This window comes from Azospirillum sp. NS33, assembly GCF_059703765.1.
In genome coordinates this window covers 168,456-181,746 of record NZ_BAAKJB010000005.1, presented here as the reverse complement: position 1 = coordinate 181,746, position 13,291 = coordinate 168,456, and the positions used below count along the sequence as shown (strand labels likewise).

The window sequence follows — 13,291 nt, the reverse complement described above, 5'->3', positions numbered from 1 at the left end:
GGTGCGTGGGCTCACGCCGCCGGGCTGCCGCGGTGGGCCCAGCGGGTGGAGCGGCGTTCGATCACTGAGAAGGCCTCGTACATGGCGACGCCCATGGCGGCGATCACCAGCAGGCCGGCGAAGACCAGCGGCATGTTGAACTTGGAACTGGCCGACATCATCAGGTAGCCGACGCCGAGGTTGGAGGCCACCGTCTCCGACATCACCGAGCCGACGAAGGCGAGCGTGACCGCCACCTTCAGCGAGGCGAAGAAGAAGGGCAGGGCGCGGGGAAAGGCGACCTTGATCAGGATGTCGGTGCGCGTGGCGCCGAGCGCGCGCAGCACGTCGCGCAGCTCCGGCTCCAGGGTGGCGAGCCCGGTGGCGACGTTGACGACGATGGGGAAGAAGCTGATGAGGAAGGCGGTGATCACCGCCGGCACCGTGCCGATGCCGAACCACATCACCAGGATCGGCACCACCGCCACCTTGGGCACGCTGTTGAAACCGATCAGCAGGGGGTTGGCGGCGGCGTAGACCGCCCGCGACGAGCCCACCGCGACCCCCAGCAGCACCCCGAAGGCGACCGCCAGGGCGAAGCCGGCCAGGGTCGTCAGCAGGGTCTGCACCGCGTGCATCCAGATCGCGGCGCGGAAGGTCCAGGCGGCGGCCAGGCTGGCCGAGGGGGTGGGCAGGATGTATTCGGGGATGGCGAAGAGGCGGCACGCCAGCTCCCACACCACGAACAGGGCCAGGGTCGACCACAGCGGGGTCAGCCGGTCGACCTGGCGCTTCAGACGCCGGCGCCTCAGGGCGGAGCCCGTGGCGGCGGTCGCCGTGGCGCGATGATGTCCGGTCATGGCAGGGCCTCCTCGGGCGCGGCGGCCGGCGCCGTGCGCACCGCGCTGATGTGGTCGCGCAGCTCGTGGACGAGGCCGACGAAGGCGGGGGTGAAGGTGGTCTCCAGGGTGCGCGGGCGCGGCAGGTCGTTGCGGCGCACGTGCACCAGGCACCCGGGGCGCTTGCTCATGACGTAGATGGTGTCGGCGAGGAAGGCCGCCTCGCGCAGGTCGTGGGTGACCAGGATGACGGTGAAGGGCCGCTGGGTCCACAGGTCCTGGAGGATGGACCACAGCTCCTCCCGGGTGAAGGCATCGAGGGCGCCGAAGGGCTCGTCCAGCATCAGCAGGTCGGGCTCGTGGACCAGCGCCCGGCACAGGGAGGCGCGCTGCTGCATGCCGCCCGACAGCTCCCACGGGTGCTTGTCCTCGAACCCGCCCAACCCGACGGAGGCGAGGATGCGCCGGGCGCGCGCCTCGTACTCCGCCCGGTTGCGGCGCAGCCGGCCGCGATGCGGCTCGACGATCTCCAGGGGCAGCATGACGTTCTGCAGCGTGGTGCGCCAGGGCAGCAGGGTCGGGTTCTGGAACGCCATGCCGACGATCTTGAGCGGCCCCGCCACCTCGCGCCCGTCGACGATCACCGTGCCGTCGGACGGCGGCATCAGGCCGGAGACGAGCTTGAGAAGGGAGGATTTGCCGCAGCCGCTGGGGCCGACGACGGCGATGAACTCGCCGCGGGCGATCTTCATGGTGGTCTCGGCCAGGGCCAGGCTGTCATCCTCGCCGTAGCGCAGGGTGACCCGGTCGAGCTCGACGAAATGGGCGGTCACGGCAGCGGTTCCCTCCCCGGCGCGCTCACGGTGCGGTCAGCATGCGCTCGGCCTTGGCCGGCAGGAACGAGGCATCGAACACGGTCTCCGGCGCCGGCGCCGAGGCCAGGCCGAAGGCCAGCACCACCTGCGCGATGGCCTTGGCCATCCGGTCGGCGCGCACGCCGCCCATGCCGTCCTCCGTGACGTCGGGGGTGAGCACGCACATGGCGATGGCCATCTTCAGGCGGTCCAGCTCCAGCGCCGGGTCGATCAGCGGGTCGCGGGCCTTCAGCGCGGCGATCCCGGCCTCGGGGTCGGCGATGACCGCCTGCCAGCCCTTCACCACCGCCCTCAGGAACCCCTTCAGCGCGTCCGGGTTCTCGGCCATCAGCTTGGGCGAGGGAAGGAGGGCGTTGCCGTAGAGGCTGACCCCGGCGTCGGCGTAATTGAAGATGGTCAGGTCGCTTTCCGCCACCCCCTGGGCCTTCAGGTTCAGCAGGCTGGTGAAGTAGAAGCCCGAGATGGCGTCGACGTCGCCGCGCACCAGCATCGGCTCGCGCAGCGGCGGGTCCATGGTGGTCCAGGCGACGCTGTCCGCGGGGATGCCGATCGCCTGGGCGTAGGCCGGGAACAGCTTGCGCGGGGCGTCGAAGATGGGGGCGCCCAGCGTCTTGCCCGCGAGGTCGGCGGGGGCGGCGATGCCCGACTTCTTCAAGGAGAAGATGGAGAAGGGCGGAATGTCGTAGACGATGAAGACCGCCTTCATCGCCTGGTCCGGGTTCTTGGCGTTGAACTCCATCATCGAGTTGATGTCGGCCATGCCGATATCGTAGGCACCGCTGGCCACCCGGGTGACCGCGCCGGCCGACCCGTTGCCGCTGTCGATGGTGACGTCGAGCCCCTCCTCCTTGAAGAAACCCTTGTCCTGCGCCAGCAGGAACGCCGCGGCGGGGCCTTCGAACTTCCAGTCCAGGGTGAACTTCACCGCGGTCTCGGCCGCAGCACCGCCGGCCGTGTCCAGCGCGCCCAGCGCCACAACCAGCGACACCCCCAGCGACACACGGCGGGCGCCGCCCGCCGCCGTTGCGAACCGTTTCGTCACCGCCGTCAGGGCCGCCATCATCCTGGCCATCATCCGCTCCGCATCAAGACCGCCCGCCGCCCGGGCGCAACGGTCCGGGTCTAGCAACGGGCGTGCCAGCGGGCCGCGGATGCCGCGGGGCGGCTGCCGGTGCGGCCGCCCCGCGAACAATGCCCAATTATTGGGCGGCGGCGGGTTCCGCTGCGGAAATTGTCAACAATTTGGGGTAACCCTGTCGACGACGCACCGGCGGCCACGCCTGGTGGCGGGACGTCTCGTGCGCGTCGACCCACGCCACCAGCGCCTCCAGCGGCATCGGCCGGGCGATCAGGTAGCCCTGGATGAGGTCGCAGCCGGCGTCGGCCAGGAACGCCACGTGCTCGGCGCATTCGACGCCCTCGGCGACCACGGCGAGGTCCAGCGCCTTGGCCAGGCGGATGATCAGGCGCACGATCTCGGCGTTGCGGGTGCCCTGGCCCACCCCGTCCAGGAAGCTGCGGTCGATCTTCAGGGCGTCGATGTCGAGGGCGCGCAGGTGGACCAGGCTGGAGAACCCGGTGCCGAAATCGTCCAGCGCGACCGCCACGCCGAGCGAGCGCAGGCGGTTGAGGGTGGCGAGCGCACGGGCGGTGTCACCGATCACGGCGGTTTCGGTCACCTCGATCTCCAACCGCCCGGGATCGATCCGGTGGTGGTGCACCAGGCGGTCGACCTGGGCGGCGAGGTCGCCACGCGTCACCTGGGCGGCGGCGACGTTCACCGCCACGGTGAGCGGCCCCAGCCGGGCCTCGTCCCAGCCGGCGATGGTGCGGCAGACCTCCTCCAGCACCCAGGCGCCCAGGGGTTCGATCAGGCCGCACTCCTCGGCCAGCGGGATGAACTCGGCGGGCGAGACGGCGCCGCGCTCCGGATGGGTCCAGCGCAGCAGCGCCTCCACCCCCTGCAGGCGCCCCGACGCCAGCTCGACCTTGGGCTGGTAGGCCAGGGTGAACGCCCCGTCCTGCACGGCGCGGCGCAGGGCGCCCTCCAGGTCGAGGCGGCGTTCCGCCGCCTCGCGCATGGAGGCGCTGAAGTGGCGGGCGGTGTTGCGGCCCGCGCTCTTGGCCGCGTACATCGCGGCGTCGGCGCTCTTCAGAAGGGTCGACACGTCGCGCCCGTCCTCGGGAAACACGGCGATGCCCACGGACAGCCCGACATGGAGGTCCTGCCCGCGCACCCTGACTGGGGCGGCGAAGGCGTCGAGCAGGCGCCGCGCCGTGAGGTCGGCGTCCCCGGGGTCGTCCAGCCCCTCGGCGATCACCACGAACTCGTCGCCGCCCATGCGCGCCACCGTGTCCTCGGTGCGCACGCTGCCACGGATGCGCCGGGCCACTTCGGCCAGCATCTCGTCGCCGGCGGCGTGCCCCAGCGTGTCGTTGACCACCTTGAATCGGTCGAGGTCGAGAAACAGCAGGGCGAGCTTGCGCCCGTCGCGGGCGGCGCAGCGGATGATGTGGGCGGCCCGGTCGGCGAACAGGCTGCGGTTGGGCAGCGTCGTCAGCGGATCGGTGTAGGCCAGGGCGTGGACGTGGCGGTTCGACTGCTCCAGGGCGCGGGTGCGTTCGAGCACCCGTTGCTCCAGCGCCTGCTCGCTGTCGCGCAGGCGGGCGTTGGCCGCGGCCAGCGCCGCGCGGGTGCGGAACTGCCGGAGGATCAGCGCCACCAGCCCCGCCGTGAACAGCACGACGACCAGCGAGACGAGCGTGGCCGCCGTGGACAGGAAGTGGGTGCGTGCGTGCACCGGCGCCAGGCGCTCGGCGTCGGACAGGTGGACGGCGGCGACCAGCGGGAGGCGAGGCATCCGCCGGTAGGCGGTCAGGGTCGACTGCCCGTCCACCTCCATCGGGCGCAGCGCGATGGCCGGCCGGTCGGGATCGGCCAGGGCTCCGGCATCCGCCATCCGGCCGGCCGGGCCGAGCCGCGTGTGCAGCAGGCGGACGACGCCGTCGAGCCCGACGATCGACACATAGCCCCGCTCGCCGATGGCGAGGTCCTGGGCCAGGTCTGCCAGCACCGAAGGGTCGATGACGGCGACCACGACCCCGGCGAAGGCGCCCGTGCCGTCCTCGATGCGGCGCGTGAACCGGACCGCGGGATGCGCCGTGCCGGGCACCGCGGCGGGGTGCGACACCAGCAGTCGGTCGCTGCGGAAGGCGGCGGCGGCGGCGCGGTGCGCCTGGAAGAACGGCTCGCCGTCGACCGCGGCGCTGGCGGTGGCGCCGGCCGGCACGGTCGACGCCACCAGACGCCCTTCGGCGTCGGCCACCGCGAGTTCCAGAAGGGCCGGGTCCTGGAAACCGCGGGCCAGCGCCTCGAGGCGCAGCGAGACGGCCACCGGGCTGTCCGCCAGTGCCGCCTGGAGCCGGCGCAGGGCGCGGTCGATGTGGTCGAGCCGGTCGCTGAGGCGCGCCTCGAAGACGCGCGCCAGGTCGGCGGCCAGGCGCAGGTGCATCGCCTCGGTCATGACGCGCTCGCGGGTCGCCTGGTGCAGGGTCGCCGCCCACAGGCAGGCCAGCAGCACGGCGGCGAAGGCCGCCACCAGCGCCAGGGTGCGCCGTCCGGAGATGCGCCCGTCGGACAGGGGTTCGGAAGCGGCGGCCATGGCCATACCCGACTAAAGAGGTAAGAAAATCGATCTAGCGCCTATCCCGTTTAGATTTGATGAACAGGGCCGCGTGGGAACGCCGGTCGAGGACGCCGCGCCGGGCCGGTGCAACAAATGAACCGGGGAGGCGGTCGAAAGCGACCGTGGTGGAGCAGCATTCCGTCGTCCGGACCGCGCAGCCGCGCAGTCCTGCCGGGACAAATGCTTCGCATACCAATGCAATGACCGGTTGACCGTGCCGCAGGGCGGCGATGTTCTCGCCTGCCGTGTGAAATTCATTTGGAATGATCGAGGTCAAGGGGCTAGGGTCGGCGCCTGACGATCCTGGGGGGCGGATCGCTGCGGTGCCCACCCGCGGCGCGATCCGCACGCCCGCTGCATCAACACCGGCACCCTCATGCACGACGCAACGGATTCCCCACCGAAGGGGCTGGCGTACTGGCGCGACGCGTTCGTCGACAACGAGGTCCGCTACAATTTCGCCGAGTTCCAGATCCTGGTGCTCAACGAGAACCGTTTCATGCAGAGCCTGCTGGCGCAGATGCTGCGGGGGTTCGGCGCGACCACCGTGGTGTGCGTGCGCGACACCGACCTGGCCTTGCAGGAGGTCGAGGGGCGCCCCTTCGACCTGCTGCTGGTGGACTGGATGGTCGGGCCGCTCGACGGGCGGGCCTTTGTGCGCAAGGTCCGCGCGAGCCGCCAGAAGAGCCTGCGGGTCGTTCCCATCATCATGATCACCGGCCATTCCGAACAGGTCCGCGTGGAGGCGGCCCGCGACGCCGGGGCCAACGAGTTTCTGACCCTGCCGCTGGCGCCGATGACGCTGTTCGACCGCATCGTCTCGCTGATCGACCATCCCCGTCCGTTCATCCGCACCGGCACCTTCTTCGGGCCGGACCGGCGGCGGCGGCGCGGCGATGCCCACCACGGTCCGTGGCGCCGGTCGGGCGATCCGCTCCACACCGCTGCCGCCGAACCCGCGGCCGAGCCGGCCACCGACACGGCGGCCGACGCCGCCACCCAAACGGCGGCTGACGCCGCCACCCAAACGGCGGCCGACGCCGCCACCGACACGGCGGCTGACGCGGCCGGCGCAACGGCCGCGGCGGGCGACGACGCGCCAGCGCGCGCCCCGGACACGACGCCCCTGGAACCGGAGACCGTCTCGTGACCAAGAAGCCGGCGTTTTCCGTCATCATCCCCCCCAACACGCTGAAGGTGAAGGCGGACCGGCCCGGTGGCATCACCCGGGGCGAGGCGGCGGAGGTCGCCGCGTCGGTGGTCGCCCAGGCGGCGGCGGAGTACCGCGCGATCACCCTGAGCGACATCGAGGAGCTGGAGGCGCTGGCCGCCGCCGCCGCGGGTCCCGGCGAGGCCGCCGACCGCCGGCTGTTCTTCCGCAAGGTCCACGACCTGTGGGCGCTGGGGGACACCTTCGGCTATCCGCTGGTCACCGCGGTGGCCGGCAGTCTGCTCACCTATGTCGATGGGATCGGCGACGACGCGCCGCTCGACCGGGCCATCGCCCTGCTCCACGTCCAGGCCCTGCGCATGATCGTTGCCGGGCGCGTCAAGGGTGCCGGCGACCCCGCGGTGCGGGAGATGGTGGGTGGCCTGGCCAAGGCGGTGGCCAAGGCGCTCGGGGCGCCGCCGGCGTGAGCCGGCCGGCGCGCCGTCAGACCACGTCGCGCACCGGCTCCGCCCCGCCGCCCCTGCCGTTCCGCGGCCGCGTGGCGGCCACGAAGGCCAGGCAGGCGAGGGCGGCGAACAGGGCGAGGCCGTGCGGAACCAACTCCATCGCCGCCCCCGCGAGCACGGGACCGACGAGCGCGCCGACGCCCCACATCAGACCCATGGCCGCGTAGATGCCGACCAGCGCCGATCCCTGGAAGCGGCTGCCGACGATCGCCAGCATGATGGTGTAGATGCCGACGAAGGCCCCGCCCCAGGCGAACAGCAGGGCGTAGGTGGCGACCTCGCTGGCCAGCGCGACGGGCCAGGCCAGGGCCCCGACGCCCGCACCCGCCGCCAGCAGCCGGACCAGCCGCGTGCGGTCCATGCGGTCGCCCAGCCAGCCGATCGGCAGTTGCAGCAGGATGGCACCGATCATCATGCAGGACATCAGGCGGGTTGCACCGCTCTCCGGCCAGCCGAGTTCGCCGGCGTAGAGGGCGAGGAAGGACAGGCCCGCGGTTTCCAGGGCGGCGTTGAGCACGACCGCCGCCATCGCCACCGGGGCGAGGCGGATGAAGTGCAGCGGCCCCTCCTTGGCCGGGCGGTCGAAGGCCGGGGCGACGACGCGCGGCGACGCGACCAGCACCGCCGCGGCCAGCGCGATGGCGGCGCCGACGAGGTAGGGGACGGCGCCCGTGGTGCCGATGGCCGACAGGATCAGCGGTCCCAGCGCGAAGCCGACGGACAGGGCGGCGGTGTAGGCGGCCATGTTGCGCGCGCGGGTGGCCTCGCTGCTCAGGCTGTTGGTCCAGGTCTCCGACAGCACGAACAGCGCTTCCGACGCCGCCCCCAGCACCACCCGCAGCGGGAACCACAGCCAGATCGCGGGCACGGCCGGAAACGCCGCGAGCGTCAGCGCGCTCACGGCGAGGGCCAGGATCACCAGGCGGCGGACGCCGGCGGCGGCGGCGATGCGTGGCAGCAGGAAGGCCATGGCCAGGACGCCCAGCGCATGCATGCCCGCGTTGGCGCCGATCAGCGCCTCGTCGACCCCGCGCCGCGCGAGATCCAGGGCGATGAGCGCGGCGCTGAGGCTGTAGGTCAGCCCGAACATGGTCGCCGTGGCGATCACGGCGGCGCGGGACAGCAGGGTGGCGTGCGGTTCGCCGCCGTCGGTCGCCGGCGCGCCGGTATCGGTCATGGTGTCAAGCCTCCACGGGTGCCTTTGCCGAGTTGTCCGAGATAGCCGCGAAAGCGCCACCCCCAGGACCGTTCGCGCCGATCGACGAGGCGGGCCAGCGTCTTGGCGTAGTCCAGCGTCGCCCCCGGCGTCCAGGTCAGCGCCGCGGCGCGGTCGCGCAGCAGGGCGGCGACCCAGAGATCCGGGTTGAGCAGCAGGGCGATCAGGCGCAGCCAGGGCGACGGTCCGGCGAGCGCCCCCTCCACCGCCGCCTCCAGGGCGGCCACGACGACGACGGAGCAGTTGCGGTTGGTGAGGTTGTAGGTGGCGTCCTGGCGGTAGCCGGCCCAGAAGGCGCGCAGCCGCCGGGGGCTGAAGGTGCGGATCTGCACGTGGCGGTCGGCCGGACACCAGTCCGCCACCTCATCGGCGTAGGAGGGGAGGAAGCGGCCGTTCATGTCGTTGTCGGCGCCCGCCCGCAGCGCCTGAACGAAGCTGACGCCGGAGCGTTCGATCTCCACCGCGGGGTAATGGCTGATGTAGACGTCCGGGGCCATTTCCAGGGAGCTGTGGCCGGTGGAGACGACGCCCTTGGCGTCGACCGCGGCGATGTAGCGGGCGATCAGCAGCCGTCGTTCCGGCGTCCCGGCGACGCCCGCCGGGGTCCAGACATGGACCACCAGCGGGTGCTCGTCGCCCCGGCGCAACGGGGCGTCGCCGATCAGCACGGGGGCATGGTCGTTCCAGCCGCGCCCGGCGAAGAGCGGCAGCAGCAGCAGGGCGACCTCGGGCTCCAGCGTGCGCAGCATGAACCCGAGCCGGATCAGCAGCCAGCCGGACAGGCCGACCAGCAGGCCGACGCAAAAGGGGACGTTGCGGTCGCGCGGCAGCGGCCAGCCCGCGAGAAGCATGAGGGCGGCCGCCAGTTCGGCGGCCCCGCACGCGGCGTGCGTGCGCCAGCCGGGAACGCGCAGGACCACCGCGCTGCCGATCCGGGCGAGGCCGTCCAGCACGAGGGCCGCGGTGAACAGCAGCGCCACCGCGCGGTCGCTCTCGATCGGCAGGGCGACCATCAGAGCGCCCGCGGCCAGCACCGCCGCGCCCCGGGCAACCGCCAGGCCGTGGCCGGCACCCTCGGTCGCGCCGGCGGTGAGCAGCGCGACCAGCCCGCCGGCCAGCAACACCAGCCCCAGGACGAACTCCGTGGTGGCGGCCACGCCGTCGCCGGCGTCGATGGCGACGTAGACCGGCAACAGCAGGAGAACGGTGCCGATGACGGCCAGCACATGCCACTGCGACCGGAAGCCCTCAGGACCGATCAACAGGAAAGCCAGTTTCAGCATGCCGTCTTCCGGAAGCCGCAGCGCAGCGCACGATACACCGCCCCGGCACGGCGGAGAAGGGGCCGGGCGTCCTGTGTCCGATCCGGTAGGGAACCCGGCCAACACCCTGCAGCTCAAGGCGGAGCGGCCGCCCGGCAACCCCCGGCCTCAGCCCGCGGCCGGGGTTTCCGACATTGGTGAACGGTCAAAGAATTCTGACATGATAACGTTGCCATATGCGGTTTTGAGCGATATGATAACGTTATCATTCGCCGGACGCGGCTCCCCTCCATTCCCTCGCCAGGGCTTGACTGCCGATGAACGCCTATCTGGAATCCCTGCTCGACGGCCCGCTCGACGACAGCATCCGCGGGGTGCCGCCCGACGCGGGTCCGCTGCGCCTGCGTGACGCCGGGACCACGGGGTGGCGGCCGGCGGCTGGGGACATGCCGCTTCCGGTGCTCACCCTCGACGAGGAGGCCTACGCCGCCAACCGCGACCGCATGGTCGCCTACGCCCGGCATCAGGGGGTGGCTCTCGCTCCGCACGCCAAGACCCCGATGGCGCCGCAGCTCGCCCGGGGTCTGGTGGATGCCGGCGCGTGGGGAGCCACCGTCGCCAATGTCCAGCAGGCGTCGGTTCTCCTGCGCGCCGGCGTCACCCGGCTGATCCTCGCCAACGAGGTCGGCGGCCTTGCCGCCGGCCGCCATCTCGGCGCCCTCCTGGCCGCCCATCCCGCCGCCGAGTTGACGTGCTTCGCCGATTCGCCGGCGGCGGTCGCGGCCCTGGCCGCCGCGGCCGAGCGTGCCGGCCGGACCGGCATGCCCGTGCTGGTCGAGGTCGGCGCCGGCCGCGGCGGCGCCCGCGATCGCGCGGCGGCGGAGGCGGTGATCCGGGCGGTCCATGACACGCGCGGGCGCCTCGTCCTCGACGGCGTGGCCACCTACGAGGGGGCGGCCGCCGGGCCGGACGCCGCCACCACGGCGGCGGCGATCGCGGCGCTGCTCGGGCTGGCGGCCGAGGTCCTGGCGCTGGTGCGCGCGGTGGAGCCGCGCCGGCACCTGACCCTGACCGCCGGCGGATCGTCGTTCTTCGATCTGGTGGTGGAGGCGCTGGCGCCGGTGGCGCGGGGTGACGGCAACATGACCCTGGTGCTGCGCAGCGGGGCGGTCTTCTTCCATGATCATGGCGTCTACGAACGCGCGCTCGGGGCGTTGGCCGCGCGCAAGGGCTGGCCGGCCGGCTGTGGCGCCGCCGCCGATGCGGCGGGCGGCGCGGGCTTCCGGCCGGCGTTGCGGCTGTGGGCGGAGGTGCTGTCGCGTCCTGAGCCGGGGCTGGCGATCTGCGGCTTCGGCATGCGCGACGCGTCGTTCGACCAGGGGCTGCCACGGCCGCTGCGGGTTCATCGCGGCGGGGACGTGGCCACGGACGTGGCCACGGACGGGGACGCGGCCGACCTGCGGGTGAGCCGTCTGAACGACCAGCACGCCTTTCTCGTCGTGCCGGAGGCCAGCCCTCTGGCGGTCGGCGACGTGGTGGAGTTCGGCATCTCCCATCCCTGCACCTGCCTGGACCGCTGGCGGGTGGTGTTCGGCCTCGGCAGGGACGGTCGGGTCGTCGCGGCCTACCGCACGGTCTTCGGTTGACCGGGGTGGGGAGGGGCTGACATGGCGAACCTGAACTTCCAGCAGCTCTGGCGCTACCAGGACCATTTCATCGACGGCACGCTGCTGACCCTGGTGCTGACCCTGGCCGCCGCGGCGATCGGGGTGACCATCGGCATGGCTGGGGCGGTCGCGGTGCGCGGCGGGCCGCGGCCGCTGCGCTGGGCGATCCGCGGCTACATCGAGGTGATCCGCAACACCCCGTCGCTGATCCAGCTCTTCCTGGTCTTTTTCGTCCTGCCCAATTTCGGGGTGAAGCTGTCGTCCTTTTCGGCCGCGGTGATCGCGCTGGGTCTCTATTTCGGGTCCTACTGCGTGGAGATCTTCCGGGCCGGTTTGGACGCCGTTCCGAAGAGCCAGGTGGAAGCCGGCCAGTGCCTAGGCCTGACGCGGTGGGAGGTGTTCCGCCACGTCGTCCTGCCGCCGGCCCTGCGCACCGTCTATCCCGCCTTCACCAGCCAGTTCGTCCTTCTCCTCCTCGGCACCTCGCTGGCCTCGCAGGTCTCGGCGCAGGAGCTGTTCCACACCGCTGGCTTCGTGGAGAGCCGGACCTACCGCAGCTTCGAGGTCTACGCCGTGGTCTGCGGCATCTACTTCGCCCTCGTCATGGCCTTCAAGGCCCTGTTCGCCGCGGTGGCGCACGTCGCCTTCCGCTGGCCCGAACGCCGCTGACCTGGGAGATCCGCAATGCGCACCTTTTCCGCCGCCGATCTCCTGTCCCTGATCGCCGCCCTGCAATGGACGGTCGCCCTGGTCGCCATCGCGCTCGCCTGCGGGGGGCCGCTCGGCCTTGGGCTGGCCCTGATGCGCACCAGCCGGCTGCGGGCGGTGCGCTGGCTGGCCATGGCGGTCCTCCAGCTGGCCCAGGGCGTGCCGCTGCTCGGCCTGCTCATGTTCTTCTACTTCGGCATGCCGATGTTCCTCGGCATCCAGGTGCCGCCGCTGGTCGCCGTCGGCATCGCCTTCACGGTCTACACCGCCGCCTTCCTCGGCGAGATCTGGCGGGGCGGCATCCAGGCGGTCAAGCAGGAGCAGTGGGAGGCGGCGGCCTGCCTCGGCCTGAGCACCTGGCAGCAGTTCCGCCACGTCATCGCCCCGCAGGCGTTCCGCATGGCGCTGCCGCCGACCGTCGGCTTCCTGGTGCAGCTCATCAAGGGAACCTCCCTGGCCTCCATCGTCGGCTTCGTCGAGCTGGCGCGGGCCGGGCAGCTGGCCAGCGCCGCCACCTTCCAGCCCCTGCTGGTCTACTCCATCGTCGCGGCGATCTACTTCGCCGCCTGCCTGCCGCTCACCCTGTGGTCGCGTTCCCTGGAGGCCCGTCTCAATGGCGCTCGTTGAAATCCGCAACGTCTGCAAGAGCTTCGGCTCGGTCTCCGTGCTCAAGGGGGTCTCGCTGGACGTCAACGAAGGCGAGATCGTCACCATCATCGGCCGCTCGGGGTCGGGAAAGTCGACGCTTCTGCGCTGCATCAACGCCCTTGAACGCGTCGACGAGGGCGAGATCTTGGTGGAGGGGCAGGCGGTGCGCACCGACATGCCCAACCTGCGCCGGTTCCGCCAGCGGGTCGGCATCGTCTTCCAGGCCTTCAACCTGTTCCCCCACCTGACGGTGGAGCGCAACATCACCCTCGCCCCCGTGCTCACCGGTCGCATCGCCAAGGGTGAGGGGCGGGCGCTGGCGCTCGACGTGCTGGGCCGGGTCGGACTGGCCGATAAGATCGACGCCCACCCCAACCAGCTCTCGGGCGGCCAGCAGCAGCGCGTCGCCATCGCCCGCTGCCTTGCCATGGGGCCGCACCTGATGCTGTTCGACGAGGTCACCTCGGCCCTCGACCCCGAGCTGGTGGGCGAGGTGCTCAAGGTCATGGAGGACATGGCCCGCCAGGGTATGACCATGGTCCTGGTGACCCACGAGATGGCCTTCGCCCGCGACGTCGCCACCAAGATCGTCTTCATGCACCAGGGGTGCGTCTGGGAAGAGGGGCCGCCCGACGCGCTCTTCGCCAACCCGCGCACGCCAGAACTGAAGAGCTTCATCAGCGCCGTCAAATAGGCGTCCCGCAGACGCCGCACTCATCCGAACAGAGGAGCAC

12 protein-coding genes are annotated in these 13,291 nt (G+C 71.9%); 6 read left to right on the top strand and 6 right to left on the bottom strand.

Going from position 1 to position 13,291, the window contains the following annotated elements:
* Positions 1–11 precede the first annotated feature (11 nt).
* The 4 genes from AC6H2I_RS07270 to AC6H2I_RS07255 form a co-directional block, all read right to left on the bottom strand.
* On the bottom strand, positions 12–839 hold the full coding sequence (locus AC6H2I_RS07270) for an ABC transporter permease (RefSeq protein ID WP_497499926.1): 828 nt from the start codon (positions 837–839) through the stop codon (positions 12–14).
* A complete protein-coding gene (locus AC6H2I_RS07265; protein ID WP_497499925.1) occupies positions 836–1,651 on the bottom strand; it encodes an ABC transporter ATP-binding protein in 816 nt (271 codons plus the stop codon). The genes AC6H2I_RS07270 and AC6H2I_RS07265 overlap by 4 nt, the downstream gene beginning before the upstream one ends.
* A 25-nt stretch (positions 1,652–1,676) precedes the next feature.
* A complete protein-coding gene (locus AC6H2I_RS07260; protein ID WP_497499924.1) occupies positions 1,677–2,765 on the bottom strand; it encodes an ABC transporter substrate-binding protein in 1,089 nt (362 codons plus the stop codon).
* Positions 2,766–2,892: 127 nt separating this feature from the next.
* Positions 2,893–5,355 (bottom strand): putative bifunctional diguanylate cyclase/phosphodiesterase, encoded by a 2,463-nt coding sequence (locus AC6H2I_RS07255; protein ID WP_497499923.1) that lies wholly within the window; start codon positions 5,353–5,355, stop codon positions 2,893–2,895.
* A 400-nt stretch (positions 5,356–5,755) separates the two neighbouring features.
* On the opposite strand from AC6H2I_RS07255, the gene AC6H2I_RS07250 reads away from it, so the two are divergent.
* The gene (locus AC6H2I_RS07250) at positions 5,756–6,529 is read left to right on the top strand and encodes a response regulator (protein ID WP_497499922.1); all 774 of its coding nucleotides are present in this window, start codon (positions 5,756–5,758) and stop codon (positions 6,527–6,529) included.
* On the top strand, positions 6,526–7,017 hold the full coding sequence (locus tag AC6H2I_RS07245; protein WP_497499921.1) for a hypothetical protein: 492 nt from the start codon (positions 6,526–6,528) through the stop codon (positions 7,015–7,017). Before AC6H2I_RS07250 ends, AC6H2I_RS07245 begins: the two co-directional genes overlap by 4 nt.
* 16 nt (positions 7,018–7,033) lie before the next feature.
* Here the strand turns inward: AC6H2I_RS07245 and AC6H2I_RS07240 are convergent, their stop codons facing one another.
* Both AC6H2I_RS07240 and AC6H2I_RS07235 read right to left on the bottom strand, forming a co-directional pair.
* A complete protein-coding gene (locus tag AC6H2I_RS07240; RefSeq protein ID WP_497499920.1) occupies positions 7,034–8,233 on the bottom strand; it encodes an MFS transporter in 1,200 nt (399 codons plus the stop codon).
* Positions 8,230–9,555: a protease gene (locus AC6H2I_RS07235; protein WP_497499919.1), complete on the bottom strand. Its 1,326-nt coding sequence runs from the start codon at positions 9,553–9,555 to the stop codon at positions 8,230–8,232. The genes AC6H2I_RS07240 and AC6H2I_RS07235 overlap by 4 nt, the downstream gene beginning before the upstream one ends.
* 296 nt (positions 9,556–9,851) lie before the next feature.
* On the opposite strand from AC6H2I_RS07235, the gene AC6H2I_RS07230 reads away from it, so the two are divergent.
* The 4 genes from AC6H2I_RS07230 to AC6H2I_RS07215 are packed head-to-tail and all read left to right on the top strand — an operon-like array spanning position 9,852 to position 13,251.
* Positions 9,852–11,180 carry an alanine racemase gene (locus tag AC6H2I_RS07230; protein ID WP_497499918.1) on the top strand — a complete coding sequence of 443 codons (1,329 nt, stop codon included), beginning with the start codon at positions 9,852–9,854 and terminating at the stop codon, positions 11,178–11,180.
* 21 nt (positions 11,181–11,201) lie between these two features.
* Positions 11,202–11,870, top strand: a complete 669-nt coding sequence (locus AC6H2I_RS07225; protein ID WP_497499916.1) for an amino acid ABC transporter permease — start codon at positions 11,202–11,204, stop codon at positions 11,868–11,870.
* 15 nt (positions 11,871–11,885) lie between these two features.
* Positions 11,886–12,536 carry an amino acid ABC transporter permease gene (locus tag AC6H2I_RS07220; RefSeq protein ID WP_497499915.1) on the top strand — a complete coding sequence of 217 codons (651 nt, stop codon included), beginning with the start codon at positions 11,886–11,888 and terminating at the stop codon, positions 12,534–12,536.
* Complete coding sequence (locus tag AC6H2I_RS07215; RefSeq protein ID WP_497499914.1) at positions 12,523–13,251, top strand: amino acid ABC transporter ATP-binding protein; 729 nt, start codon at positions 12,523–12,525, stop codon at positions 13,249–13,251. The genes AC6H2I_RS07220 and AC6H2I_RS07215 overlap by 14 nt, the downstream gene beginning before the upstream one ends.
* Positions 13,252–13,291: the final 40 nt, after the last annotated feature.

What these genes read in the sequence shown, in the direction of transcription:
- AC6H2I_RS07270 (WP_497499926.1), bottom strand. Translation starts at nt 839, where the DNA reads ATGACCGGACATCATCGCGCCACGGCGACCGCCGCCACGGGCTCCGCC.
- AC6H2I_RS07260 (WP_497499924.1), bottom strand. Translation starts at nt 2,765, where the DNA reads ATGGCCAGGATGATGGCGGCCCTGACGGCGGTGACGAAACGGTTCGCA.
- AC6H2I_RS07255 (WP_497499923.1), bottom strand. Translation starts at nt 5,355, where the DNA reads ATGGCCGCCGCTTCCGAACCCCTGTCCGACGGGCGCATCTCCGGACGG.
- AC6H2I_RS07250 (WP_497499922.1), top strand. Translation starts at nt 5,756, where the DNA reads ATGCACGACGCAACGGATTCCCCACCGAAGGGGCTGGCGTACTGGCGC.
- AC6H2I_RS07240 (WP_497499920.1), bottom strand. Translation starts at nt 8,233, where the DNA reads ATGACCGATACCGGCGCGCCGGCGACCGACGGCGGCGAACCGCACGCC.
- AC6H2I_RS07235 (WP_497499919.1), bottom strand. Translation starts at nt 9,555, where the DNA reads ATGCTGAAACTGGCTTTCCTGTTGATCGGTCCTGAGGGCTTCCGGTCG.
- AC6H2I_RS07230 (WP_497499918.1), top strand. Translation starts at nt 9,852, where the DNA reads ATGAACGCCTATCTGGAATCCCTGCTCGACGGCCCGCTCGACGACAGC.
- AC6H2I_RS07225 (WP_497499916.1), top strand. Translation starts at nt 11,202, where the DNA reads ATGGCGAACCTGAACTTCCAGCAGCTCTGGCGCTACCAGGACCATTTC.
- AC6H2I_RS07220 (WP_497499915.1), top strand. Translation starts at nt 11,886, where the DNA reads ATGCGCACCTTTTCCGCCGCCGATCTCCTGTCCCTGATCGCCGCCCTG.
- AC6H2I_RS07215 (WP_497499914.1), top strand. Translation starts at nt 12,523, where the DNA reads ATGGCGCTCGTTGAAATCCGCAACGTCTGCAAGAGCTTCGGCTCGGTC.